At 72.4% G+C, this 22,311-nt stretch carries 17 protein-coding genes; 8 read left to right on the plus strand and 9 right to left on the minus strand.

All coding sequences use genetic code 11. The features are described from left to right. Window positions 1-65: 65 nt before the first annotated feature. Window positions 66-902, plus strand: a complete 837-nt coding sequence (locus FL583_RS25710) for a hypothetical protein (protein WP_142707380.1) — start codon at window positions 66-68, stop codon at window positions 900-902. Here FL583_RS25710 and FL583_RS25715 read toward each other — a convergent pair. Together FL583_RS25715 and FL583_RS25720 are read right to left on the minus strand one after the other, a co-directional pair. Continuing rightward, window positions 899-4,189 (minus strand): ATP-dependent helicase, encoded by a 3,291-nt coding sequence (locus tag FL583_RS25715; protein WP_142707381.1) that lies wholly within the window; start codon window positions 4,187-4,189, stop codon window positions 899-901. The genes FL583_RS25710 and FL583_RS25715 overlap by 4 nt on opposite strands. Next, window positions 4,153-7,383: an ATP-dependent helicase gene (locus FL583_RS25720; RefSeq protein WP_205752448.1), complete on the minus strand. Its 3,231-nt coding sequence runs from the start codon at window positions 7,381-7,383 to the stop codon at window positions 4,153-4,155. The genes FL583_RS25715 and FL583_RS25720 overlap by 37 nt, the downstream gene beginning before the upstream one ends. Before the next feature lie 104 nt (window positions 7,384-7,487). Between FL583_RS25720 and FL583_RS25725 the strand changes: the two genes are divergently transcribed. The 3 genes from FL583_RS25725 to FL583_RS25735 are packed head-to-tail and all read left to right on the plus strand — an operon-like array spanning window position 7,488 to window position 10,809. Beyond that, window positions 7,488-8,012, plus strand: a complete 525-nt coding sequence (locus tag FL583_RS25725) for a PadR family transcriptional regulator (RefSeq protein ID WP_142707382.1) — start codon at window positions 7,488-7,490, stop codon at window positions 8,010-8,012. Further along, a complete protein-coding gene (locus tag FL583_RS25730) occupies window positions 8,009-8,680 on the plus strand; it encodes an ABC transporter ATP-binding protein (protein WP_170323862.1) in 672 nt (223 codons plus the stop codon). The genes FL583_RS25725 and FL583_RS25730 overlap by 4 nt, the downstream gene beginning before the upstream one ends. After that, entirely contained in the window at window positions 8,677-10,809 is a 2,133-nt protein-coding gene (locus FL583_RS25735; RefSeq protein WP_142707384.1) for an FtsX-like permease family protein, read from the plus strand. Before FL583_RS25730 ends, FL583_RS25735 begins: the two co-directional genes overlap by 4 nt. A gap of 4 nt (window positions 10,810-10,813) precedes the next feature. Here the strand turns inward: FL583_RS25735 and FL583_RS25740 are convergent, their stop codons facing one another. After that, the gene (locus FL583_RS25740) at window positions 10,814-11,389 is read right to left on the minus strand and encodes a Clp protease N-terminal domain-containing protein (protein ID WP_142707385.1); all 576 of its coding nucleotides are present in this window, start codon (window positions 11,387-11,389) and stop codon (window positions 10,814-10,816) included. Window position 11,390: 1 nt separating this feature from the next. Continuing rightward, the gene (locus tag FL583_RS25745; protein ID WP_142707386.1) at window positions 11,391-11,624 is read right to left on the minus strand and encodes a helix-turn-helix domain-containing protein; all 234 of its coding nucleotides are present in this window, start codon (window positions 11,622-11,624) and stop codon (window positions 11,391-11,393) included. A gap of 106 nt (window positions 11,625-11,730) precedes the next feature. Here FL583_RS25745 and FL583_RS25750 point away from each other — a divergent pair, with 106 nt between their 5' ends. Continuing rightward, the gene (locus FL583_RS25750; RefSeq protein ID WP_142707387.1) at window positions 11,731-11,916 is read left to right on the plus strand and encodes a hypothetical protein; all 186 of its coding nucleotides are present in this window, start codon (window positions 11,731-11,733) and stop codon (window positions 11,914-11,916) included. Window positions 11,917-11,936: 20 nt separating this feature from the next. After that, window positions 11,937-12,353 (plus strand): PIN domain-containing protein, encoded by a 417-nt coding sequence (locus tag FL583_RS25755; RefSeq protein WP_205752449.1) that lies wholly within the window; start codon window positions 11,937-11,939, stop codon window positions 12,351-12,353. On the opposite strand, the gene FL583_RS25760 is transcribed toward FL583_RS25755, so the two are convergent. Both FL583_RS25760 and FL583_RS25765 read right to left on the minus strand, forming a co-directional pair. Then, window positions 12,315-13,751 (minus strand): pyridoxal phosphate-dependent decarboxylase family protein, encoded by a 1,437-nt coding sequence (locus tag FL583_RS25760; protein ID WP_142707389.1) that lies wholly within the window; start codon window positions 13,749-13,751, stop codon window positions 12,315-12,317. The two genes, FL583_RS25755 and FL583_RS25760, sit on opposite strands and share 39 nt — an antisense overlap. After that, complete coding sequence (locus FL583_RS25765; RefSeq protein WP_205752450.1) at window positions 13,748-15,106, minus strand: MFS transporter; 1,359 nt, start codon at window positions 15,104-15,106, stop codon at window positions 13,748-13,750. The genes FL583_RS25760 and FL583_RS25765 overlap by 4 nt, the downstream gene beginning before the upstream one ends. A gap of 66 nt (window positions 15,107-15,172) precedes the next feature. Between FL583_RS25765 and FL583_RS25770 the strand changes: the two genes are divergently transcribed. Further along, window positions 15,173-15,499 (plus strand): MGMT family protein, encoded by a 327-nt coding sequence (locus FL583_RS25770; protein WP_142707390.1) that lies wholly within the window; start codon window positions 15,173-15,175, stop codon window positions 15,497-15,499. Between the two features lie 52 nt (window positions 15,500-15,551). After that, the gene (locus tag FL583_RS25775; protein WP_142707391.1) at window positions 15,552-17,045 is read left to right on the plus strand and encodes an amino acid permease; all 1,494 of its coding nucleotides are present in this window, start codon (window positions 15,552-15,554) and stop codon (window positions 17,043-17,045) included. Between the two features lie 2,021 nt (window positions 17,046-19,066). Here FL583_RS25775 and moeZ read toward each other — a convergent pair. The 3 genes from moeZ to FL583_RS25790 form a co-directional block, all read right to left on the minus strand. Beyond that, a complete protein-coding gene (moeZ, locus tag FL583_RS25780) occupies window positions 19,067-20,227 on the minus strand; it encodes an adenylyltransferase/sulfurtransferase MoeZ (RefSeq protein WP_142707392.1) in 1,161 nt (386 codons plus the stop codon). A 68-nt stretch (window positions 20,228-20,295) separates the two neighbouring features. Beyond that, a complete protein-coding gene (locus FL583_RS25785; protein WP_170323863.1) occupies window positions 20,296-21,240 on the minus strand; it encodes a DUF3152 domain-containing protein in 945 nt (314 codons plus the stop codon). A gap of 105 nt (window positions 21,241-21,345) precedes the next feature. Continuing rightward, window positions 21,346-22,311: alpha/beta fold hydrolase (locus FL583_RS25790; RefSeq protein ID WP_205752451.1), on the minus strand; the 966-nt coding region annotated here is incomplete at its 5' end.

Consider the following 22,311-nt stretch of genomic DNA (forward strand, 5'->3'; position numbering starts at 1 on the left):
GTATGACTACCCCCGGAGAGCCGAGCCCGTGGGCTCGCCCTGCCGAAGGCGGTCGGCCGTCCGGCGTGACCTGGGTTTCCCCGACGACGGGGGCGCCGGTGACGCCCTCGTACCGCCCGGCTCCGGCGCCTCCCCCGCCGCCTCCCCCGTCGTCGTCCGGAACGCTGCGGTGGCTCGTCGGCGGCGGTGTCGCTCTCGTGCTCGTGCTGGTCGTGGTGCTCGTGCTCGCGTTGACCGGCGTGTTCCGGGGCGACCGGTCGTCGCTCTTCGGGCCGTTCGCGGGTGGTGACCCGGAGCCGTCGAAGCCGCCTTTGGCCCAGCTCTGCCCGCCGGCCTCCGACGATCCGCCGCCGCCCGGCGGCGAGCAGCCCGCGCCGGTCGAAGGGCCCCGTATCGACGACCGCGACTCCGGCATCTCCTACCTGCGGCTCGGGGACCCGTGGCTGCTGTGGGACCGGGGCGCCTGGTCGCAGGGCACGCTCGGCGTCGACTTCCAGACCGGGTACTACTTCGTCACCGAGACGTACTCCCAGGGCGATTATCTGGCGTCGGTGCTGTCGGGGAAGGTGCCGGCCACGGTCGGCGACAGCCTCACGCTGAACCTGCCCTGCGCCGGTCGTCAGGTCGCCGAGGACGTCCGGCGGGCGTACTACCCGCAGCCGAACGTCAAGGAGCAGACCCGCGACGAGCAGGTCGTAGTAGGCGGACGGCCGGCCTGGGTGTCGACGTTCCACCTCACGTTCAGCGCCAACGGCCTGGAGGCCCGCGGCGAACAGGTGGCGGTCGTGCTGGTGGACGTCGGCCGCCCGGACGCCGCCGTGCTGTACATCTCGATCCCCGACACCCACAAACAGCTGGACCCCGAGATCGACAAGGTGATCGCGTCGATCCAGCACGCCTAGACCCGCGGTAGCGCGGTGATCAGGCCGATCAGGCCGGCCTCGTCGAGCAGGTCGGCCGGGCGATCGGTGCGTACCGCGCGGACGTAGTGGAACGCCGCGCTCACCTCGTCGACGTCGCATCCGGCCAGCGCGGCCCAGGCCAGCCGGTACGCGGCCAGCTGCACCTGGGCGGCGTCCGCCGCGGCCCCGGACGGCGGGCGGCCGGTCTTCCAGTCGACGACCTCCCAGCCGTCGGTGGTCCGGAACACCGCGTCGATCCGGCCCCGGAGCACCACCGAGCCCAGCAGCGTGGCGAACGGCACCTCGACGTGCTGCGGCACGCGGTCGGCCCACTCGCTGCGCAGGAACGCCTCCTGGAGCGCGGGCAACTCGTCGTCCGGGGACTCGCCGGCGTCGGCCGCACCCGGCAGCTCGTCCAGGTCGAGCAGGCGGTCGGCGCCGAACCGGCGCTCGAGCCAGGCGTGGAACGCGGTACCCCGGCGGGCCAGCGGCGCCGGGGGCGACGGCACCGGCCTCCGCAGCACGCGCGCCAACTCGTCCGGATCCCGACGGAGCAGCACCAGCTGCGAGACGGTCAGCTGATCGGGCAGCGTGACCTCGACGAGATCGCCGGGGCGCGCGGCCTCGCGCTCGGCCAGCAGCATCGCGGCCTCCTCGGCCCAGGCCTCCCCGGCCTCCCGCTCGCCCTCGGTCTCGTCCGCGGTCGCGGACGCGACGACGAGCGCGGCGGCCTCCTCGACCTCGTCCCGGCGGGCGCCGAGCGGGTCGAACGGCCACGCCGCGACCCTCCCCGCGGCCAGCAGCGGGTTCTCCAGCCCGGGCGCGGGCTCTTCGAACCACTCGTCGACCACGCCGCCGTCGTCGACGCAGTGTTCGTGCATCTCGAGCAGGAACTGGGACGGGCCCCGCTTCTCGATCCCGGCGTCCCACCAGGCCCCGGAGACCAGCAGCGCGTGCCGGGCCCGGGTCACCGCGACGTACACCAGCCGACGCTCGTCCGCGGTGGCCCTGGCCTTCCAGGCGTCGCCGAACCGGGCCAGCGCGGCCTTGGCCTCGCCCTGATCGGTGACCCCGGTGAGCACCAGCGACGGCAGGTCGGCGGCGTCACCGCGCAGCTCGAACGGCAGAACGCCGAGCCCGCGGCTCCAGGTGTCGGACATCTTCGCCTGACCCGGGAACACCTTCTCCGACAGACCCGGCACGGCCACGACGTCCCACTCCAGGCCCTTGGCGGCGTGCACGGTGAGCACCTGCACGGCCCCGGGCCGGACGTCGACCTGGCCCGGGGCCAGCCCACGTTCGCGCTCGTCGGCGGCGCTCAGGTACGAGAGGAACGCGGACAACGTCGGCTGCTCGGCGGCCTCGGTGAAGTCGGCGGCGACGTCGGCGAACGCGTCGAGGTGAGCGCGGGCCAGCGACGCGGTGCCGGGCGCGGCGGCATCGAGCGTGCGGCTGCCGACCTCGATGTCGAGTCCGAGCGCGAGCTCGACCTCGGCGACCAGGTCGGGCACCGGCTGGTTGACGCGCAGCCGCAGCGCCCGCAGCTCCCGGGCGAACCGGGTGAGCCGTTCGTAGCCGACCGGCGAGTACGCCTCCTCGGCGCCGAGGTCGTCGAGCGCCTCGATGATGCTGCGCTCCTCGGCCTTCTCGATCGGCATGTCTTCCGGCGGCCCACCCGCGACCTGTACGAGCTCGCGGGCGCGCCGCCCCAGGGCGTCCAGATCGCGGGGACCGAGACGCCAGCGGGCCCCGGAGAGCAACCGGATCAGCGCGGCCCCGGCCGTCGGATCGATGAGGACGTTCAGCGTCGCGACGAGGTCGCGGACCTCGGGGGTGGCCAGCAGACCGCCGAGGCCGACGACCTCGACCGGCAGACCGGCGGCGCGCAGCGCGTCGGCCAGCCGCTCGAACTGGTTGCGGGTCCGGGCCAGGACCGCCACCGTGGGCGGCTCGGCACCCCCGGCCCGCCACCGGGTCGCGATCTGGGCCGCGATCCACTCCGCCTCCTGCACCACGGTCTCGTGCAGCGCGCAGAGCAGCTCGCCCGGGTCGGTGCGGTGCGGTGCGGCCTGCAGCTCGGGCACCGGGGTGCCGACGATCGCGTCGGTGACCCAGGCGCGCGGGCCGGGGGTGCCGCGCAGCGGGGCCGAGAGCGCGTTGGCCAGGTCGAGGATCCGTGGGCCGTTGCGCCAGCTCGTGGTGAGCGGCAGCACCGGGGTGTCACCGGAGCGGCGCGGGCTGCTGTGATTGATCCCCCTCCGGGGGAAGTGTTCGGGGAATCGGGTCAGGTTGCCCGCCGAGGCACCGCGCCAGGCGTAGATCGACTGGCAGGGGTCACCGACCGCGGTCACCGGGTGGCCACCGCCGAACAGCGCGCGCAGCAGCACCAGCTGGGCATGGCTGGTGTCCTGGTACTCGTCCAGTAAGACGACCCGGTACCGGGCCCGCTCGACCCGCCCGACCTCCGGGTGGTTGGCCGCGACGCGGGCCGCCCGGGACACCTGGTCGGCGAAGTCCATCAGCTCGTCGCGCCGTTTGCGCTGGTCGTACTCCTCGACCAGCGGCAGCAACTGTAGCCGGGCCCGCTGGACGTCGAGGACCTTCTTGAGGTCGGGCGCGATCTCGTTGCGCTGGCGGGGGCCCTTCGGCAGCGCGGCGATGCGGCGGACGAACGACTCGGTCCAGTCGACCAGCTCGTCGGTGGTGCGCAGGTGCTCGGCGAGCTGCCCGGCGAGGTCGAGCACCGCGGTGCTGACGGTGGGCGGGGTCCAGTCGACGAACGACATGTCGCCGTCGTAGATCTCCACCGACCCGCTGGCCAGCTGCCAGGTGCGGGCGTCGGTGAGCAGACGCGCGGACGGCTCGAACCCGGCCCGCAGCCCGTGCTCGGCGACCACCCGGGCGGCGTACGCGTTGTAGGTGGCCACGGTCGGGTCGCCGACCTGGACCTCGCCCGGCAGGGCCCCGCGCAGCTGGGCCAGCCGGTGCCGGACCCGGTTGGCCAGCTCGGCCGCGGCCTTGCGGGTGAACGTCAGGCCGAGCACCTCCTCCGGCCGCACCAGCCCGTTCGCGACCAGCCAGACGACCCGGGCCGACATCGTCTCGGTCTTGCCCGACCCGGCCCCGGCGACCACGAGCACCGGCGCCAGCGGGGCCTCGATGACCGCGACCTGCTCGTCGGTCGGGCGGGGCAGCCCGAGTCGCTCGGCGATCTCCAGCGCCGAGAACGACCCCGCCGGCCAGCCGTCGGTCACTCGTCGGTCACCTGGCCGGAGATGATCGGGCACGACGACGCGACCGCGCACATCCGGCAGTAGTTGTTCTGGGTGGCCTCGAAGACGCTTCCGGCCATGCCGTCGGCCACGTCCCGGACGAGGTGCTCGGCCCAGTTCGTGGCCGGCTGTTTCTGGATCTGCTCGGACGCCCGCTTCGTCGGCATTCCGATGTGGACCAGCGAGGCGCCCCCCGATCGCGTGCCGTGTTCCGCGAACGCGCCCCGCTCGACCGCCAGCTGGTACACGCCGAGCTGCGAGTGGCTCTCCACCGCCTCCTCCGGCGGTTTGCTGGCTCCGGTCTTCAGGTCGACGACGACCAGCCCGCCGTCGTCGTCGCGTTCGAGCCGGTCGACCCGCCCGCGGACCGTCGCCCGGCCGACGTCGACCGAGAACTCGCGCTCGACGGCGATCAGCTGACGCGGGTTGTGCGCGAGCCAGTCGGCCAGCCGGTCGACCATCTGGGTCGCGCGTTCGTGCTGCTTGCGGCCGTACCAGCCGGTGACGTCGACCCGGCGCCAGCGCTGGTTGAGCCGCTCGGACAGCGCGTGCAGGTCGGGCACCGTCTGGACCGCGCTGACCTCGGCGGCCACGTCGTGCACGACCGTGCCGATGCCCTGCGCGGTGCTGGTCGTGCCGCCGCCGCTGGTCTCCAGCAGCCAGCGCAGCGCGCAGGTCTGGAACGACTCGACCCGCGACGGCGAGACCGTCACCCGCTCGTCCGGCCCGCGCAGGGCCTGCGCGTCCGACAGCGGCGCGAACCCCCACCACTCGGCCGGGTCCGCGCCCGGTACCCCGGCTCCGGCCAGCCGGGCCAGCTGCCGCGCGGAGGCTCTCCGTCGCACCGGGTCGCCCTCCCGGTCGAGGACGACGCGACGCAGCTCGGCGACGAGGGCCGGAAGCGTCAGCTGGCGGGGCACGACCGCGGTCGGCCGCTCCGGCTCCACCGGCGGGTCGACTTCGTCCAGGAATCGGGACGCCTGCTCGGCGTCCTCGCCGTCGACCGTGTCGACCGCGGTGATCAGCACGGCCCGGCGGGCCCGGGTGACCGCCACGTAGAACAGCCGGCGCTCCTCGTCGAGCAGCGCCGACAGGTGCCCGGCGGGCTGGTGCGGCCGCCCGGCCACGACGTCGACCAGCTGCTCCGAGCCCAGCACGCTCCCCCGCGGACGCAGGTCGGGCCACAGCCCCTCCTGCACGCCGGCGACCGCGACGACGTCCCACTCCAGGCCCTTGGCCGCGTGCGCGGTGAGGATCGTGACGACCTCGTCGCGACGGCCGGTGGGGGCGATCGAGTCGGCCGGGATGCGCAGGTGCTCGAGGTAGTCGAGGAACATCGCCGGGGTGGCGCCGGGCAGCCCGTCGACGAAGCGGGCGGCCTGGTCGAACAGCGCCACGGTGGCGTCCAGCGCGGAGTCGGCGTCCGCGTCGCCCCGGACGCTGGCTTCTTCCCACCGCGGCCCGAGCCCGGACGTCTCCCAGGCGGCCCAGAGGACGGATTCCGGCGTGGCCCCCGGGGTGTCCTTCGCCTCCCGGATCGCCTGCAGGACGGCCGCGACCCGGCGGGCCGGGCGTCCCCACTCGGCGTCGATCGGGATCAGGTCGCGCGGGTCGGTGAGGGCCTCCGGCAGCAGCTCGGCCGACGACCGGGTGTCACCACCGGCCGACGCCACCAGCCGGAGTTGCTGACGCAGCCGGCGCAGGCTCAGCGCGTCGGCGTCGCCGAGCGGGGAGGTGAGCAGGCCGACCGCGGCCGTGTCGTCGAGGCGTTCCGGGTGGAGGGCCACTCCCAGCGCGCGCACCAGCGGCGCCACCCCGCGCTGCTGGGCCAGCGGGAGCTCGTCGGTGTCGATCTCGACCGGGATGCCGGCGTGAATCAGCCCGCGGCGCAGCGTCCCGGCCGAGCGGGGCGCCGACCGGACCAGCACGGCCATCCGGGACCACGGCACGCCGTCGATCAGGTGCGCGCGGCGCAGGCGGTGGGCGACGTAGGCCGCCTCCTGGGTGGCGCTGCGCACGACCGCGACCTCGACGCCGTCGGCCAGGGCGTCGGGGGTCTCCGGACCGAGGTGCGGGGTGCGCTGCTTGACCCCGCCGCGCAGCCGGGTGGCGACCCGGTCGGCGACCTCCTGCAGCGCGGGACCGGCCCGGTGGGCGGTGTTCAGGATGATCGCGGGCGCCGGCTCGCCGTCGGCGGTGGGGAAATCGTCGACGAAGCTGCGGACGCCGTCGGGGTCGGCGCCGCGGAACGCGAAGATCGACTGGTCGGGGTCGCCGGCTGCGACCAGGAACCGGCCGCCGTCGCAGAGCAGGCGCAGCAGCTCGCGCTGGGCCGGGTCGGTCTCCTGGTATTCGTCGACGAAGACGTACTGGCGGGCCCGGCGCTCCTGGGCCAGCAGCTCGGGATCGTTGCGGAGCAGGCTGACCGCTTCCTGGATGATCAGCGCGTTGTCGTAGCCGGCACCATCGGCGCTACCGGCGCTGGCCGCGTCGCGCAGCTCGAGCACGTCGAAGTACTGCTCGAGGAAGAGCGCGGCCGCCCGCCAGTCCAGGCGCTGCTGCTGCGTACCCAGCTCGTCGAGGCCGACCGGGTCGATGCCCCGCTCCATCGCGCGGAGCATGAGGTCGCGGAGCTCGGCCGCGAAGCCGCGCGGGGCCTCCAGCTGCTCCGGATCGGGCCAGCGGACGCCGACGCCGTCGACGTTGCCCTCGAGCAGGTCGCGGATGAGTGCATCCTGCTCGGGGCCGGTGAGCAGCCGGGGCGCCCGTTCGCCGCGCAGCGACGCGTCCCGGCGGAGCAGGCCCCAGGCGTAGGAGTGGAACGTGCGGGCCAGCGGCTCGGTGGTGGTGCGACCGAGGCGCTCGGTGATCCGTTCCCGGAGACGGCCGGCGGCCTTACGTCCGAATGTGAGGACGAGGACCGACTCCGGGTCGGCACCCGCCTCGACGCGGGCCACCACGGCCTCGACGAGCGTGGAGGTCTTTCCGGTGCCCGGGCCGGCCAGGACGAGCAGCGGACCCTCGGCGTGTTCGGTGACCGCGCGCTGATCGGGATCGAGCGTTCGGCGCTCGACCGGAGCGGCCGGCGGTCGCACCAGGCGGTAGCGGTTCTCGCCGCGGCGCTGGCGTGGGCGGGGAGGAGCGGGAGCAGGAGCAGCCGCGAGCGCGGCCGTGCCGGCGAAAGCCGGCGGGATCTCTCTCTCACCCACCACCGCATTAGACCTCGCGAGCCCGACAAGAGTCGAAACGCCTCACCGCAGGCGCCTCAAAACAGGTATGTACTCCGCGTATACTCTCGGCGTATAGTCGCGCCATGAGCGTTCCCCTGACCCTCCTCGGCCTGCTCGAACGCGAGCCGAGCCACGGCTACGATCTCAAGCGCGACTACGACACGTTCTTCGGCCGCGGCAAGCCCCTCTCGTTCGGCCAGGTCTACTCGACGCTCGGGCGGCTGGCCCGCGACGGCAAGGTCGTGATCGGCGAGGTCGCCCCGGGCGAAGGCCCGGAGCGGAAGCGCTACCTGATCACCGAGCGCGGCGCGACCGAGGTAGGCACCTGGCTCGCCGAGCCGGTCGACCCCGAACCGACGCTGCAGAGCATCCTGTTCTCCAAGGTGGTCCTGAGCCTGATGCTCGGTCGCCCGGCGGAGGAGTACCTCGATCGGCAGCGCGCCGCGCACCTGAGCCGGATGCGCGAGCTGACCGAGCTCAAGCGCACCGGCGAGCTGGTCGACGCACTGCTCGCCGACCACGCCCTGTTCCATCTGGAGGCCGACCTCCGATGGATCGACCTGACCAGTGCCCGGCTGGGCACCCTCGCCAAGGCGGTGCAGCGATGATTCTCCTCGCTTCCGAGCTCGAGCGCTCGTTCGGCGAGACGCCCGCCTTGCGCGGGGCGTCGCTGCAGGTGGAGCGGGGTGAGATGCTCGCGATCATGGGGCCGAGCGGCTCCGGCAAGTCCACGCTGCTGCACTGCCTGGCCGGCATCCTGACGCCGTCGTCGGGGACGGTGTCGTTCGACGGGGTTCGGATCGACGGTTTGTCGGAGGACGCCCGGAGCACGCTGCGACGCGAGCGGTTCGGGTTCGTGTTCCAGTTCGGGCAGCTCGTGCCGGAACTGTCGGCGCTGGAGAACGTCGCTCTGCCGCTGTTGCTGAACGGCGTGCGCCGGTCGGCCGCCGTCAAGCAGGCCGCGCCCTGGTTCGCCCGCCTGGGGCTCGACGGGCTGGAGCGCCGCCGGTCGGGTGAGCTCTCGGGCGGGCAGGCACAGCGGGTCGCGCTGGCCCGCGGGCTGGTCGCCGGGCCCGAGGTGCTGTTCGCGGACGAGCCGACCGGCGCGCTCGACTCGCTCACCGGCGAGCAGGTGATGGACCTGCTGGTCGAGGTGGCCCGGGCCGAGGGCACCACGGTCGTGCTGGTCACCCACGAGGCGCGGGTGGCCGCGTACGCCGACCGCGAGGTCATCGTCCGCGACGGCCGCGTCACCAGCCCGGCGCTGACGGCATGATCGGCTTCGGGCTCCGCCTGGCGGTCACCGGCGGACGGGAGGCGATCACGCGGCTGGTCCTGATCGCGACGGCGACCGCGCTCGGCGTCGGCATGCTGCTCGCCGTGGTGGCCGGCATCAACGCGGTCACCACCCAGAACGACCGGACGGCCTGGCTCTCGGTGCGCGGCGAAGACACCGATCCGTCCGGTTCGCTGTGGTGGCTGGACCGGGACGACTTCTTCCGGGGTCAGGAGATCCAGCGGGTCGACGTCGCCGTGGCCGGGCCGGGTGCGCCGGTGCCGCCGGGTATCGACCGGCTGCCCGCACCCGGGGAGTACTACGTGTCCCCGGCGCTGCACTCGCTCCTGGCGTCCGCACCGGCCGCGCAGCTCGGCGACCGGTTTCCCGGCCGGGAGGCCGGACTCCTCGGGGTCGACGCGGTGCCGGCCCCGGACGACCTGATTGTGCTGGTCGGCCGGTCCCCGGCCGACCTGTCGGCGGTCGACGGGGTTTCGCGGGTCGGCGCGATCAGCACGTCGACGCCGGAGTCCGACGCCTCGGCGATCAAGGCGATCCTCGGCATCGTGGCGATCGGGCTGCTGCTCCCGATCCTGATCTTCATCAACTCGGCGACGCGCCTGTCGGCGGCCCGCCGGGAGCAGCGGTTCGCGGCGATGCGCCTGATCGGCGCCACCCCGCGGCAGATCTCCTGGGTGGCCGCGACCGAGTCGACGGTAGCCGTGGTGCTCGGCACCGCGGTCGGGTTCGCCCTGTACGAGGCGCTACGCGCCCCGATCGCCGACGTTCCGTTCACGGGTGCGGCGTCTTATCCGGACGACGTCTCGCTGACCGTCGGCGCCGGGCTGGTGGTCGCTCTCGGCGTGCCGGTCGTGGCCGCGTTCTCGTCGCTGTTCGCGCTGCGCCGGGTCCGGATCTCGCCGCTCGGCGTGACCCGGCGGGTGACGCCCCGGGCGCCGGGGTTCTGGCGGGTGGTTCCGCTGATCGCCGGGCTCGCCGAGTTGGCCTGGTTGGTCGGGCGCCGGCCGTCGTCGTCCGACTCGCAGACGTTCGCCTACCTGGGCGGGATTCTGCTGGTGATGATCGGGCTGATCGTGGCCGGTCCGTGGCTGACGATGGTCGGCGCGCGGGCGCTGGCCGCCCGGTCGAGCCGCCCGTCGACGCTGATCGCCGCCCGGCGGCTGGCCGACGACCCGAAGGCGGCGTTCCGGTCGGTCAGCGGGCTCGTGCTGGCGCTGTTCGTCACGACGGTCGCGATCGGCGTCATCACGACGATGACCGCCGACCGCACGGCCGAGCACGACACCGGCGACGCGAGCCTGATGCACCTGTACGTGCCGGGCACAGCGGCAGCGCGGTTCTCCGTGGTGGACGAGCTCCGGGCGATACCGGGCGTGACCGAGGTCGCCGAGCTGCGGACCGAGCCGGGGTCGGACTACACGACGCTCGCCTCCTGTGCGGAACTGGCGGGATGGTCTTCTCTGGGCCGGTGTCCGGAGGGTGCGGCGGTCGTCGAGGTGCAGTCCGCGGTGCTCGAGCCCGGGCGGACCTGGCCGGCCTCGACGGTCGGCCCGGCGGAGTTCGCGAACCTGGCTGCGGCCGAGTTCTTCGTCCAGACCGACGGATCCACGGCCGCACTCGAACGGGCCCGGACGACGCTCGAGAACGGGTTCCCGGGGTTCGTCCCGCCGCCCAGTACCGAACGCGACCTCGCGCTCGGTTTCGTCAAGGCGATGGCGGTCTGGCGGCAGGTCGCCGACGTGGTCATCCTGGCCGGCCTGCCGATCGCCGGGTGCAGCCTGGCGGTGGGCGTCGTCGGCGGGCTGATCGAGCGGAGGCGTCCGTTCAGCCTGCTGCGGCTGAGCGGTGCGCCGCTCGCGGTGTTACGCCGGGTGGTCGCGCTGGAGAGCGCGCTGCCGTTGCTCGTCGTGTCCGCGGTGGCGGTCGGGAGTGGGTTGCTGGCCGCGCATCTGTTCCTGCGGTCGCAGCTGGACATCTCGCTCCGGGCGCCCGGGGCGGAGTACTACCTGGTGGTGGGGGTCGGGTTGGCGGTCGGGCTTGCTCTGGTGGCGTCGACGCTGCCGCTGCTGCGCCGGATCACCGGCCCGTCGGCGGCCCGGAACGACTAGCCGCTCAGGCGGCCTTGTTCAGGTGCTCGATCGTGGCCTGACGAAGGTCGTCGAGCTTGACGTCGGCGCCGACGATCAGTTTGGCGCCGAGGCCCTCGCCCTCGCGGATCAGCCCGAGCAGGATGTACTCGCTGTTGATTTCGCCGGCCTTGAGGTGGATGGCCTCGCGGAGCGCGAGCTCGAGCACCTTCTTGGAGCGGGGCGCGAACCGGCTGCTGCCGGAGCGCCGGAACAGGCCCTTCTTCTCCTCCGGGGCCGGCGTCGACCAGGACGTGGGGCCGAGCGTCCGGTCGACGCTGGCCAGCACCGCGTCGAGGTCGATGCCGATCGACTTGAGCGCCTCGGCGTCGTCGTCGGTCAGGACGCGGCCGGTCTCGCCGACCTGGCGCTTCAGGTCGGTGCGGACGCGGTCGTAATCCAGGCCCGCTTCGCGGAGTACGACGCCCGCGCCCGCGCTGTCGCTGGCCAGCATCGCCAGCAGGAGGTGCTCGGTGCCGATCAGCGGGTGGTGGAGTTGGCGGGCCTGTTCTCGGGCTTCGAGGACCAGTGCGCGGGCGTCCTCGGTGAATCGTTCGAACATGTCAGTGCTCCTTTCGGGGGCCGGGGTCACGGCGGGCGTACTTCTTGTGCACGGCCTGTTTGCTGACTTCGAGGACCTCGGCGATTTCCTGCCAGGACCAGCCCGCACGGCGGGCGTTCTCGACTTGCACGGCTTCCAGCGTCTCGGCCAGCCGGCGGAGGGCCCGGACGGCCCGCAGCCCGACCCGAGCGTCCCCGCTGCTGGCCGCCGCAGCCAGCTCCGTCGCTTCACTCATGCCGTCAACGTTAGTTGACGTCCGGCTGAAGGTCAACCGAAGTTGACGAACTTCGGGGTTGCCGACGCTCGTACACTCGTGCCACCCTATGTCACGGAGGTGGCCAATGATCGCACTGGATCCGAACTACGACCGCGACGGCGTCCTGCGAGGAGTGCCGTTCGACCCCTACAACTGGAAGGACGAATACGACGAAGGAGAGGTCGACGGCTACGGAGTCGTCATCGGTAGCCCCGAGGAGCGGGAGGCATTCCACACCTGGCTACGCCTCTCCCGGCACGGGCTGGCGTGATCGCGATGCGAGAGGTCGTCGTGCTCGACACGAACGTGGCCTCAGATTTGTTCGTCCGGCGGACGTTGCCCCGGCAGGTGAGCGAAGCGCTGAGAGGAGCGAGCACCGCAATCACGTTCGTCACCGTCGGCGAACTGACCAAATGGACCGATCTGCGTAACTGGGGCTCGGCCCGACGGAACCAACTCGAAGGCTGGCTGTCCCGGCACGAGCACCTCGAGCCTGATGACGCCGTCGCCGTCACCTGGGGGCACCTGGCGGCCGCAGCCATTCGCCGAGGTCGCAAGGTATCCGAGAACGACACGTGGATTGCTGCGTGTTGTCTGGTCGACGGGGTGCCGCTGGCGACGCTCAACATGAAGGACTTCGTTGGCTTCGCCCGGTACCACGGCCTCGACCTACGGGGTGTAGAGGAGGCCGAAGAACTCGATCAGTAGGCGTTCACGCAAGCGTGGCGGGGCCGCGGCCAACAGGGCATTGATCTCGGCCATCCGCGCCGGAAGAACAAAACCCTCGCCGCCGCCGAGGCCGGCCCCCGCCAACAACCCCCCGAACTCCTCGGACGTCAACGTCGACGGATCGAGCCCCCGCAACCACTCCACAACCCCACCATCCACCACCACCGGCCCATGCGCCCGAGCCGCCGCCACCGCGTCCCGCAGATCCCCCAGGAACGGCGCGATCTTCGACGCACTCGCCGCGGTCACCGTGAGATGCAGGTTCATCGGCAGCTCCCCCAGCGCGAACTGCGGCTGCACGTACCAGCCCCGCTCGGTGAGCTCGTCCGCCACCACGAACAGATCCGGCCCGGTCGACCCGAACGCGACCAGGCTCGCCTCCGGCGGCCCGAGCACCCGCAAGCCTTCCACCGACGAGACTCCGGCGACGAGCGCCCGGGTCGCGTCCAGCGTGGCGGAGGCCAGGTCGAGATACCCCTCGTCGCCGAGGTGACGCAGCACCGCCCAGGCCGCCGCGAGCGGCGCCGCCGACTTCGTCGACTGCACGGTGGCGTTGATCATCGAGTAGCCCGGCCAGTCCGCGAACGCGAAGTACTGCGTCCTCCGCAGCGACGCGTCCCGGTGCAGCAGCACCGACGTCCCCTTCGGGGCGTACGCGTACTTGTGCAGGTCCACCGAGAGGCTCGTGACGCCCGGCACCGACAGGTCGAACTCCGGTAGTCGGACGCCCAGCCGGCGCCAGAACGGCAGCACCCACCCCCCGATGCACGCGTCCACATGACACCGAACACCCCGCGCCGACGCAGCCGCCGCGATCTCCACCACCGGATCGATCACCCCGTGCGCGTACGACGGGGCGCTCGCCACCACGAGCACGGTCCGGTCGGTGATCGCCGCGGCCACGTCGGCCGGCGACGGCCGGAACGTCGCCGGATCCACCGGCACCGGAACCAGCGCGACCCGGAAGTACTCGGCCGCCTTCGCGAACGCCGCATGGGCGGTCACCGGCGCCACCAGCTCCGGACGGTCGATCTCCGGGTGCGCGTCCCGGGCCGCCTTGACCGCGAGCAGGATCGACTCGGTACCACCGGACGTGACCGTGCCGACCGTCTCCGGGCCGCCGCCGAGCAGCGACGCGGCCGCGCCCACGACCTCGTTCTCCATTGCAAGCAGCGACGGGAACACGGTCGGGTCCAGCCCGTTCAGCCCGGTGACCGCCTCGGCCGCCCGGTGCGCCAGCGCGTCGAGCCCGTCGAGCCCCGAGTCGTAGACGTACGCCCACGTCCGCCCGCCGTGCGTCGGCAGGTCGGCAGCGCGCAGCTCGGAGAGCGCGGCCAGGACCTCGTCGGCCGCCGCACCCTGCTTCGGAAGGCTCATGATTCTCCGGAGGTCAGCGCGGACAGGCGCGCAGGGGTCAGGTCGTAGCGACGGAGCAGCGGCAGCGCGACCAGCATGATCACCGCGGGCAGCAGGCTGAAGCCGAGGACGATCGCGGTGTGGGCGCTGTCCGGCTGGTCACCGGCGTCGACGCCGGACCGGTACCCGCCGAGCTGCAGCACCAGCCCGAACACTCCCGGCCCGAGCGCCAGCCCCAGCGTCTCCCCGCCCGTCCAGAGCCCGGTGAACACGCCGGCCTGCCGACGCCCGGTGACCGCCTCGTCGGCCGCGATGGTGTCCGGCAGCATCGCCAGCCCGAAGACCTGCTGCCCGGCGTACCCGCACCCGACGACCGCGGTCGCCACCAGCACGAGCGCCAGTACCGAGCCGGCCAGGAACGCCAGCCCGATCAGCAGCCCGCCGGCCGCGAACACCGCCGAGGCGATCACGTACCCCGACCGTTTCCCGATCCGGGCCCCGACCCGCTCCCACACCGGCATCACGATCAGCGCCGGCCCGACGAAACACACGAACAGCAACGACGTCGCCGACGAGTCACCCAGCGGCCCCGCGGCCACGTAGTCCGTCCCGGCGAGCATGACGCCGATCCCCACCGCCTGGACGACGAAGCAGGCCAGCAGCAGCGCGAACGGCCGGTTCGCCCGGGCCACCGCCAGCTGACGCCGCAGCGAGGGCTCACTCTCCTGCACCGTCCCGACCGGCGCCCGTCGCGTCCCCCAGAACGACGCGAGCGCACCGACGGCGATCAGCACCGCCACGGCGAGCCCAGCCACCCGGTAGCCGGCCAGACCACCACCGGCCGCATCACGCAGCGCGGGGGCCACCGCCCCGGAGGCCAGAATGGCCAGCGCCAGCACCGCGATGCGCCAGGTCATCAAGCGTGTGCGCGCGGCGTAGGGATCCGTGGTGCCCGCGGTGATCTCGGCCGGCATCGCCACGTACGGGACCTGGAAGAACGCGAACGTGGTCGCGGTGGCCAGGAACGCGACGGTCACGTAGACCGCTCCGGCCGAACCCGAGAACGGCCCGGCGAACAGCGCCGCGAACGTCACCGCGGTCCCGAGCCCACCCACCAGCAGATACGGACGCCGGGCGCCCCAGCGGCTGGTCGTCCGGTCCGAGATCCGGCCGGCGATCGGGTTGAGCACCACGTCCCAGGCCTTGGGCAGCAGGACCAGCAGACCGGCGAGGCCGGCGGCCACGGCCAGCGTGTCGGTGAGATACGGCAGCAGCAGCAACCCCGGAACCGTGCCGAACGCTCCGTTCACCAGCGAGCCCGCCGAATAGCCGATCCGGGTGCCCCGGTCGAGGCGGTAAACCGGAGTAACTGTCACGTTCGCATCCTGGTGGGTCCGATAGGCATAGGGGAAGCATTCTCGCCCGGACGGCAGAATGAATGCGTGACCGCAGCGCCGCCGAGCGAGTATGTCGAGCAGGTCCTGGACGTCGTCGAAGACATCCCGCCGGGCCGGGTGATGACCTACGGCATGATCGCCGAGATCGTCCGGGAGCGGACCGGCAGCGGTTCGGCCCGCACGGTTGGCGCGGTGATGGCCCGCTACGGCAGCGCCGTGCCCTGGCACCGGGTCGTGGCGTCGGACGGGCGTCTCCCTCCGGGCCACGAGATCGAGGCCACCCGGAGGCTCCGGGCCGAGGGCGTCGCATTCCGCGGCGAGAAGGTCGCGATGGCGACCTCGCGATGGTGGCCGGGCGAAAACGCCGATTAGCACATCCTCGCAAGGGGAAACAGGACCGGCATCCGGACCGGGAGGGTGCCCCATGAGCGTCATGCGCACGAAATCGGTTGAGCAGGCAATACAGGAGACCGAGGAACCCGAGCATCAACTCAAGAAGAATCTGTCCGGTTTGGATCTGACGGTCTTCGGCGTCGGAGTCATCATCGGAACCGGAATCTTCGTCCTGACCGGTGAGGCCGCGCAGGAGTCGGCCGGGCCCGCCGTCGCCATCTCGTTCGTCCTGGCCGCGATCGCCTGCGGCCTGGCCGGCCTCTGCTACGCCGAGTTCGCCTCGACGGTTCCGGTCGCCGGTAGCGCCTACACGTTCTCCTACGCCGGCATCGGCGAACTCGTGGCCTGGATCATCGGCTGGGACCTGATCCTCGAGTTGCTGATCGGCGCGGCCACCGTGTCGGTCGGCTGGTCGCAATATCTGGGCGTGCTGCTGGACACGCTGGGCATCAGCCTGCCGACGGCGATCTCGAACGCCGAGGACGGGGTCTTCAACCTGCCGGCCGCGCTGATCGTGCTGGCGCTGACCGCGGTGCTGGTCACCGGCGTCCGGATCTCGTCCCGGCTCAACGCGGTGATCGTCGCGATCAAACTGCTCGTCGTGCTGTTCGTGATCGTCGCCGGGCTGTTCTTCGTCAAGGCGTCGAACTACACGCCGTTCATCCCGCCGAGCAAGCCGTCGGAGGGCGAATCCGGGCTCTCGCAGACGCTGATCCAGGCCGTGTTCGGCTCCGGACCGGCCGCCTTCGGCGTCAGCGGCATCCTCGCCGCCGCCGCTCTGGTCTTCTTCGCCTACATCGGATTCGACGTCGTCGCGACCGCCGCCGAGGAGACCAAGAAGCCGCAGCGGGACGTGCCGCGCGGAATCCTCGGTTCGCTGGTGCTCTGCACGATCCTCTACGTGGCGGTCGCGCTGGTCGTCGTCGGCATGCAGAAGTACAGCGAGCTCGACCCGGAGGCGCCGCTGGCCACCGCGTTCCGGGACGTGGGTCACCCGCTGTTCGCCGACTTCATCACGGTCGGCGCGCTGGCCGGTCTGACCAGCGTGATCATGGTGCTGATGCTCGGGCAGTCGCGGGTTGCCTTCGCGATGGCGCGCGACCACCTGCTGCCGCCGGCGATCGGCAAGGTGCACCCGAAGTTCGGAACGCCCTACCGGATCACGATCATCGTCGGCGTGATCGTCGCGGTGCTGGCCGGATTGTTGCCGCTCTCGGCGTTGGCCGAAATGGTGAACATCGGTACGTTGTTCGCGTTCGTACTGGTCTCGATCTCGACGCTGATCCTGCGGCGTTCTCGGCCGGATCTGGACCGGGCGTTCCGGGTGCGGGGTTTGCCGGTGGTCGCGACGCTGGCCGTCGTGGCGTGTGTCGTGCTGATGTTGTTCCTGGAGGTTGCGACCTGGCTGCGGTTCCTGGTCTGGATGGCGGTCGGGTTCGCGATCTACTTCGGTTACGGCCGGACGCACTCGCGCCTGGCTCATGGCGAGACCGAGCCGAGTCCGGCGCCGGCCCGGGTCGACTGAGACCCGTCACCGAAACGCTCGGCCGGGGTTGTCCCGGCCGAGCGTTCCGCGCATCCGGCCCGTTGGTTCCTGCCTGGACGGGGTCGCTCGCGGTGTCTCCGCCCAGTTGGCGGGCAGCTAACCGGCCGTAGGTGCGACGCCGTATTTGGCCGTGTGGCCGGCCTGGCGCAGTTCTCGTGTCGAGGCAACTCGAGCGGTCGGCGAGAGCCGGGGGCTTGTGGGCCAGCATCCACGATCGCCGGATCGACGGCCTGCCGCTGCGCTCGGTGAGTGAGCGCGTCTGCGGCCTGTCGGGCGATGAGCAACCGAGCGGGCGGTCACTGGCTCACGCCGGTCGCCGAACGGGTGCAGGCGGCATGAGGGTGGGCTCGGAGCACGGTCGAGTCGAGGGGCACGTCCCAGGTGATCAGCCTCGCCCTCGGGGGGCTCGACTGCAGATCGGGTTCTGCGCCTATGCCCATCGCGTCCGGGCGGATCCGGCGGATCGCCAGTCCGGGCCCGGCGAGCGGATGCCATCGATGACCTGCCGCCGCGGGCGACGGCCGGGTGGATCGCCGATCCGAGCCGTTCAGCGGCGAAAGCAACCGTGTCGATGACGGCGAAGTGCGAGCGAGGTCGCGCCGAAGGCAGCGATGAGCCCGACGCACGGATCGTTGGTCGACACGGTCGGCGACTCGGCCCACCCCGCACTGTGGCTGGCGCACCGCCCGCGGGCGGTGCGGAGGACGCGCTTCGGACTCCGCCGCGGCGAAGAGGACGCGGGCCGCCGTGCGTGCGCCAGCCGATGCGCAGGAGGTCCCCAGTCCAGAAGCCGCCCAGGACTCGAGCGCGGGCCCGGTAGTTGCTCAGCTCAGTGAGCGCCAGACACGGTTCGCCACCGAGCACGCTCGCCAAGGCGTGGCCACCGCCGGACCCGGAAACACGATCACCGCCGGGTGCAGAGGCTGATCACCGCCGAGCGCGAAGGCTTAGCCACCGCCGAGCACAGAGGCTTGGTCACCGCCGAGCGCGGAGGCTTGGTCACCGCCGAGCACAGCGACCTGGTCACCGCCGGTCGCGGAAGGCGCGGTCACAGCCAGCCGCGGAGAGCAGCGTCGCCGCCGGGTGCGGAGACTTGATCACCGCCGAGCACAGCGACCTGGCCACCACCGAGCACAGCGACCTGGCCACCACCGAGCACAGCGACCTGGCCACCACCGAGCACAGCGACCTGGCCACAGCCGGTCGCGGAGGACAGCGTCGCCGCCGAACGCGGAGGACAGCGTCGCCGCCGGGCGCGAAGGATTGGCCACCGCCGAGCGGAGACTTGGTCACCGCCAGCGCGGAGGCTTGGTCGGCGCCGGCGCGGCGGCTGATCGCCGCTGGGCGGGACCCGCTGCGCCGCTGGGCGCGGGATCGCCGGTGCCGCCCTATGCATCGGGCTTGGCCGGCACGACCCCCGCCGGGGGCGCCTGGCAGGGTTGCCGGGCCCGGTGGCAGACACGGTCACTGCTCGGCGCGGTCAGCACGACCCCCGCCGGGGGCGCCTGGCACGGTTGCCGGGCCCGGCGGCAGACACGGTCACTGCTCGGCGCGGTCAGCTCGACCCCGCCGGGGGCGCCAGGCACGGTTGCCGGGCCCGGTGGCAGACATGGTCACTGCTCGGCGCGGTCGGCACGGTCACCGCTGAGAGGGGCGGGCACGGCGGCGCCGGGGGCGTCGGGTGTCAACCCGGCCCGTGGGGGGCTGGGGTCATTCGGCCGTGACGCGGGCCCCGCGGCCCCACGGCCCGGTGGCCCGGTGGCGGGCGGCGCTGCGGCCCGGCGGGCGGCACCGCGGCCCGGTGGCGGCACCGCGGCCCGGCGGGCGGGCCCGCCTCCCGGTGGGCGACCGCCACTGTGCGGGGCGCGTTCAGGTCAACGGTGGGGCCTCGGGAGCGAGGGCAGACGCGCCGCCACCGCAGCGGAGCGGAACGACCCCTCCCGCACGCACTGAGGCCGGTCGCGGAAGCGACCGGCCCCAGCCATGCAGGCGTAGAAAAATCAGTACTCAGGAAGGGAAGGGTCGATCTGCTTCACGTAGCCGATGACCCCGCCCTGCACGTGGACCGCATCCCGGAAGCCGGCCGCCTTCACCGCGGCCAGCGCCTCGGCCGACCGAACGCCGGTCTTGCAGTACAGGACGATCTGCTTGTCCTGCGGGAACTGCGAGAGCGCCTGGCCCGACAGGATGTCGCCCTTCGGGATCAGCGTGGCGCCCGGGATCGAGACGATCTCGAACTCGGCGGGCTCGCGGACGTCGACGAGGAAGTAGTCCTTCCCGGCCTCCTTCCACTCCTGCAGCTCACCGTTGGTGATCGTCGACCCGCGGGCCGCGTCCTGCGCCTCCTCGGAGACCGTGCCGCAGAACTCCTCGTAGTCGATGAGCTCGGTGATCGGCTCGGCGGCCGGGTCCTTCCGGATCTTGATCGTCCGGTACGACATTTCCAGGGCGTCGTAGACCATCAGGCGGCCGAGCAGCGTCTCGCCGATGCCGGTGATGAGCTTGATGGCCTCGGTGGCCTGCACCGACGCGATCGAGGCGCAGAGGATGCCGAGCACGCCACCCTCGGCGCAGCTGGGGACCATGCCGGGGGGCGGGGGCACCGGGTAGAGGTCGCGGTAGTTCGGACCGTACTCGTCCCAGAAGACGCTGACCTGGCCCTCGAACCGGTAGATCGAGCCCCACACGTACGGCTTGCCGAGCAGCACGGCAGCGTCGTTGACCAGGTAGCGGGTGGCGAAATTGTCGGTTCCGTCGACGATCAGGTCGTAGTCGCGGAAGATGTCGAGCACGTTGTCCGACTCGAGGCGGACCTCGTGCAGGATCACGTTGACGTAAGGGTTGATCTCTTTGACCGAGTCACGGGCGGACTCGGCCTTGCTGCGCCCGATGTCCGACTGACCGTGGATGATCTGGCGCTGCAGGTTCGACTCGTCGACGGTGTCGAACTCGACGATGCCTAGCGTCCCGACGCCCGCGGCGGCCAGGTACATCAGCGTGGGTGAACCGAGACCGCCCGCGCCCACGCACAGCACCTTGGCGTTCTTCAACCGCTTCTGCCCGTCCATCCCGACGTCGGGGATGATCAGGTGCCGCGAATAGCGACGCACCTCGTCGACGGACAGCGACGCGGCCGGCTCGACCAGCGGTGGCAGGGCCACGGGCTGCTCCTTCCATACGGGGATCGTTCTCGGGTTTCAACCGGGACTCGGCCCCCATTGTTCCCCTCCTACTGACCCACGGTGGGTGCCCCGGTCAGGTACTTCCCGTTGACGAACGGCCAGGCGTTCGGCGTGCATCCCTGCAGGCCCAGCGTTTGCTGCTGCATCACGGGGGCCGGTTTGCCACTACCGCCACAGAGCACGTGGCCATGCCCCAATTGGTGCCCCATCTCGTGGTTCACCACGTATTGCCGGTACGTGGCCAGGTCCCCCTTGAACGCCGGCACCGCCAGCAGCCAGCGCGCGAGGTTGATCACGACCTGGTCGCCGGTGCGGCAGGACGTGTAGCCGCCCGGGTCGAGGCCACCGGCCCGGCAGATCTTGTTCGTCGTCGCCGGGGTCGCGAGCAGGATCACCGCGCTCGCGTCGCCGCCGGACACCCGCTGGAACCGCCACTGCTTGGCCGCCGTCCAGCCGCGTGGGTCGGACAGCGTCGCGTCGACCGCGGCCGCGAACTCGTCGGGCTTCTGCCCGGAGCCCTTCTCGACCCGCACCTGGTAGCGCACCAGCGTCCCGCCGGTCCCGCGGACCGGCGTCGATCCGCCGGCGGTGGTGAACGCGCCCGAGCCGCGTTGCGGCACGGAGACCTGGGTCGGGGCAGGCGGCGCCGTCTCCGGCTGCACCGCCTCGGCGCTCGGGTTTTCACTGGCGGACGCCTCGGCGGCGGGCGTCTCGGTGGGTGTCGCGGCCGCGCTGGCGCGGACCCGCTCGGCCTGCTCGTGCTCGGTCTTACTGCCCCGGGCCAGGTCGACGACGATCAGGACGCCGGTCAGCAGGATTATCAGCAGCAGGAATCGATGACGACGCCGGGCCGCCCGGCGCCGGGACGCCGCTCGCTGGGCCCGTAGGTACGCCGCCGAGACCGACCCGTGCGGTGGCGCCGACGCTGGGCGATCGCCGGGGCGGCGTCCACGGCGGATCTCCCGTCGCAGTGCTCGTCGCGCCTCGTCCACGCTGCCGGCTCGTCGCGCCGCCCGGCTGCGGTTCGGCGTCTCGGTGGTCCGCTCGCTCAGTGCCCCTCCCCGGTCGCGGTGGCCACAGCGGTACCCCCGTACGGGCTAGAGAATGCCAGCTCCCGCCGGCACGCTCCCGTTCAGCAGTGGGATCACTGCTCGCGCCACGATACGGGGACATTCCAGCTGGGCTGTATGTCCCACACCGCGTAGAACGAGCAAGCGGCTGTCTGGTATCGCTTTTGCGGTCTTTCTTGCCAGTCTGACGTCGACCATCCGGTCTCGGTGGCCCCAGATCACCAGCGTCGGGGCCTTGATCTGCGCGGCCAGCCGCCAGAGGGAGCGGGTCGGCGGGGCCAGGTAGGAGCCGACCAGCCCGCGCAGCGAGGCCACGTACGCGGTCGCGCCCCACGGCACCGAGAGCCGCTGTTCGGCCTCTTCGACGGCCTCGTCCCAGCGCTGCTTCGACACCGCCGACGGGTCGCCGAAACAGACGTCGATCATGCCCTGGGCCATCTGGTGCGGGGTCGCGCCGCGGATGATCCGGTCGACGATCCGGTCCACGCGCGGCACGACGAGCACCGGCAGCATGTGCCGGTGCTCGGCGCGGGGCACGTACACCGGCATCGCGGGCGAGATCAGCGTCAGCGTCTTCACCAGGTCGGGCCGCAGCGCGGCGACCCGCACCGTGACCGCGCCGCCGAGCGAGTTGCCGAACAGGTGCACCGGTCCGCGGCCGGACTCCTCGATCCAGCGGATCACGAGGTCGGCGTAGCGCGGCTGGCTGTAGCCGCCGGGCAGGGCCGGGCCGCTGCGGCCGAACCCCGGGAGGTCGATGGCCTGGCCTTCGAGGCGGTCGGAGAGCAGGTCGGCGAGGTCGGTCCAGTTCTGACCGGAGCCACCGAGCCCGTGGACGTAGAGCGCCGGCTCGGCGCCGGGGCCGGTGGCGGGGGTGTCGCGGACGTGCAGCTGGACGTTCTCGTCGAGCTCGACGAGCCGGCCGGGCCATGGGGGGACCTGCGGGTCGGAGGAGGGACGGACGGCAGCGTCGGGGGCGAGTCGTGCAGGCGT

This window comes from Cryptosporangium phraense (assembly GCF_006912135.1).
Classification (GTDB): Bacteria; Actinomycetota; Actinomycetes; order Mycobacteriales; family Cryptosporangiaceae; genus Cryptosporangium; species Cryptosporangium phraense.

What these genes read in the sequence shown, in the direction of transcription:
- FL583_RS25725 (WP_142707382.1), top strand. Translation starts at nt 7,488, where the DNA reads ATGAGCGTTCCCCTGACCCTCCTCGGCCTGCTCGAACGCGAGCCGAGC.
- FL583_RS25750 (WP_142707387.1), top strand. Translation starts at nt 11,731, where the DNA reads ATGATCGCACTGGATCCGAACTACGACCGCGACGGCGTCCTGCGAGGA.
- FL583_RS25775 (WP_142707391.1), top strand. Translation starts at nt 15,552, where the DNA reads ATGAGCGTCATGCGCACGAAATCGGTTGAGCAGGCAATACAGGAGACC.
- FL583_RS25745 (WP_142707386.1), bottom strand. Translation starts at nt 11,624, where the DNA reads ATGAGTGAAGCGACGGAGCTGGCTGCGGCGGCCAGCAGCGGGGACGCT.
- FL583_RS25735 (WP_142707384.1), top strand. Translation starts at nt 8,677, where the DNA reads ATGATCGGCTTCGGGCTCCGCCTGGCGGTCACCGGCGGACGGGAGGCG.
- FL583_RS25760 (WP_142707389.1), bottom strand. Translation starts at nt 13,751, where the DNA reads ATGAGCCTTCCGAAGCAGGGTGCGGCGGCCGACGAGGTCCTGGCCGCG.
- FL583_RS25730 (WP_170323862.1), top strand. Translation starts at nt 8,009, where the DNA reads ATGATTCTCCTCGCTTCCGAGCTCGAGCGCTCGTTCGGCGAGACGCCC.
- FL583_RS25740 (WP_142707385.1), bottom strand. Translation starts at nt 11,389, where the DNA reads ATGTTCGAACGATTCACCGAGGACGCCCGCGCACTGGTCCTCGAAGCC.